At 34.6% G+C, this 1821-nt stretch carries 1 protein-coding gene and 2 tRNA genes; all 3 read right to left on the bottom strand.

Annotation, left to right across the window (positions count from 1 at the left end):
* Positions 1-154: 154 nt before the first annotated feature.
* Positions 155-1453, bottom strand: coding sequence for a PTS sugar transporter subunit IIC (locus tag Q0370_RS01340; RefSeq protein ID WP_299571062.1), 1299 nt, complete (start codon positions 1451-1453; stop codon positions 155-157).
* A 106-nt stretch (positions 1454-1559) separates the two neighbouring features.
* Positions 1560-1643: transfer RNA gene (locus tag Q0370_RS01335), tRNA-Leu, on the bottom strand.
* A gap of 23 nt (positions 1644-1666) precedes the next feature.
* Positions 1667-1742, bottom strand: a tRNA-Lys gene (locus tag Q0370_RS01330).
* Positions 1743-1821: the final 79 nt, after the last annotated feature.

Below are 1821 nucleotides of genomic sequence, written 5' to 3'. Positions count from 1 at the left end.
CATTGTCTTCATCTCCTTAAACAATTTTCATTAGCTTAATTTTAAACTGATTTTACTATATTTACATTGCAAAGTCAATATTATATAACTTATGAAAAATGGACTATTTTAATTAAAACAATTTTAAAATAGTCCACATTTTTAAACATAAATTTTATTCTTTACTTTCATTTTTTCTTTTTTCTTCATATTGTTTTTGAGAATACAGTATAAACGGTATCCATAAGAGCACCATCACAACGAATCCTATTATTTGTATTACTCCTCCCATAATAGAATTTGTTGCAAGTGTTCCACTTATTCCAAGCGGCATGGTCCACGGTACTGCAACTCCCGTTGTTCTAGGCATTATTCCAATTTTTGTTGCAAAATAGGCAATCGAGATTGTTATTGGTGATCCCAGTATCCACGGTATTGCAAGTATAGGATTCAATATTACAGGAAGTCCAAATAATGTAGGTTCGGATATATTGAATATTCCCGGTATAAATCCTAATTTTGCCACTTCCCTTTGCTGTTTTATTCTGCTTACAATAAAAATCGCTGTTAATGCTGACAATGCTCCCATCGAACCGATACTTACCGAAAACATCTCCATAAACTGCTTTGTTACAATATGAGGCAATGGCTGTCCTGCATTATACGCATTCAAGTTTTCAAGTGAAGCCACATTCCAGATTGTGTCCATTATCGGATTTACCACAAGATGTCCGTGTACTCCAAAGAACCAGAAGAACTGTACCAATGTTGCAGCTATTATTGTGGCAAAGAAGGATGTTCCCAAACCGACAAGCGGTTTTTGTAAAAATTCATATACAAAAGTATGTATTGATTCAAATTTAGTATGTTTAAAAAGAATGTTTATTATCATAAATACACTTAAAGTCAAAAATCCTGGAATAATTGCTGAAAATGATTTTGAAATCGCAGGTGGAACATCTTTAGGCATTTTTATAGTCAAATTCTTATTTAACAAAAATCCATAAATTGTTGTCGATATAATTGATACAAAAATTGCAACAAACAGTCCTTGAGCCCCAACTAACGAAGTTGGAATAACTCCTGTCATCAGTTCCCCATTTTCAAGTTTTACTGAAAAAGGCGTTACTATAAAAAATGATACGAGCGCTACAGCTCCAGAATATATTGCATCCTGCGTTCTCTTCGGATTTTTATACAAGTACAGATAATAACCAATCCCTATACTTACAAATATCGACATAAGCAGCATTGAGCTTTCTATCGAATGTCCCATCAGGGCTCCAAGCCCTTCCCTAGCCTTTTCGCTAAACCCAGGAAAGTTTGTTACAACAAGCAAAATTGAACCAAACATTGTAAGCGGAAATGAAAGCATAAAAGCATCCCTTAAACTCAGCAAATAAATATTTTTCCCAATAATTCCCGCAAAGCTCATTAATTTTTCAGATAATTTTTCCTTAAAAGTTCTTTCCATTTTTTTCACCTCAAATATAATTTCTATTTTTTATGGAGTTTAGCATAAATTATAAAAAAAAGAGCAATTTATGCTCTTATATCTATCTGTAATTTTAATTTTTAAATGGTGCGAAAGGTGGGACTCGAACCCACATGTCGAAGACGCTAGATCCTAAGTCTAGTGCGTATACCAATTTCGCCACTCTCGCAAAGTTATTATTAAATTTTAAAATGGTGAGCCATACTGGGATCGAACCAGTGACACCTTGATTAAAAGTCAAGTGCTCTACCGACTGAGCTAATGGCTCATATTTTGGAGCGGGAGACGAGGGTCGAACTCGCGACATTCAGCTTGGAAGGCTGACGCTCTACCAACTGAGCTACTCC

It is taken from the genome of uncultured Leptotrichia sp. (assembly GCF_938036635.1).
GTDB classification, from domain to species: Bacteria; Fusobacteriota; Fusobacteriia; order Fusobacteriales; family Leptotrichiaceae; genus Leptotrichia; species Leptotrichia hongkongensis.
Note: the sequence above shows the minus strand (reverse complement) of the source record. Positions and strands in the feature narration are given on the sequence as shown.

Coding starts and splice junctions, on each gene's coding strand:
- Q0370_RS01340 (WP_299571062.1), bottom strand. CDS start 1,453: ATGGAAAGAACTTTTAAGGAAAAATTATCTGAAAAATTAATGAGCTTT.